General features: G+C 68.4%; 1 protein-coding gene and 1 pseudogene. Both read left to right on the top strand.

Annotation, left to right across the window (positions count from 1 at the left end; all coding sequences use genetic code 11):
- The first annotated feature begins 1 nt into the window (after nucleotide 1).
- Nucleotides 2–304: a preprotein translocase subunit YajC gene (gene yajC, locus A5692_RS07490; protein ID WP_068054133.1), complete on the top strand. Its 303-nt coding sequence runs from the start codon at nucleotides 2–4 to the stop codon at nucleotides 302–304.
- A gap of 110 nt (nucleotides 305–414) precedes the next feature.
- Nucleotides 415–633 (top strand): annotated as a pseudogene (locus A5692_RS07485) (protein translocase subunit SecD); the annotation flags it as partial.

Here is a 633-nt window from a genome sequence, read left to right as displayed (position 1 = left end):
CATGGGCGGGTTCATGTACTTCGCGTCGCGACGCCAGAAGCGCGCGATGCAGGCGACCATCGACCTGCACGAGTCGTTGCAGCCGGGCGACCGCGTGCACACGACGTCGGGCCTGGAGGCGACGGTCGTCGCGATCACCGACGACACCATCGACCTGGAGATCGCGCCCGGTGTGGTGACAACGTGGATGAAGCTGGCCATCCGCGACCGGATCCTGCCCGAGGACGACGAGGACCTGGCCGGCGCCGACGACTCCGACGACGTGGCGGAATTCGACGAGGGCCGCGTGCCCAAGGATTCCTGACGCGAATCCCGGTCCGACGCCGCGGCGCCGGACCGCTTGCGCGACGAGCGCGTGCACGACACTAGGCTCAGTCCGGGGTAAGAACCGATACTCGAGGAGATAGAAGGAACGTGGCATCGTCTTCGGCGCCGGTGCACCCTGCCCGCTACCTGTCGGTCTTCTTGTTGCTGCTCGTCGGCGTGTATCTGCTGGTGTTTCTGACCGGGGACAAGCGCGCCGCCCCCAAGCTCGGCATCGACCTGCAGGGTGGCACCCGCGTCACTCTGACCGCACGCACCCCGGACGGGTCGCGTCCGAGCCGCGACGCGCTGGCCCAGGCGCAGCAGATC

Origin of the sequence: Mycobacterium sp. E342 (assembly GCF_001667665.1) — a bacterium.
Classification (GTDB): Bacteria; Actinomycetota; Actinomycetes; order Mycobacteriales; family Mycobacteriaceae; genus Mycobacterium.
Note: the sequence above shows the minus strand (reverse complement) of the source record. Positions and strands in the feature narration are given on the sequence as shown.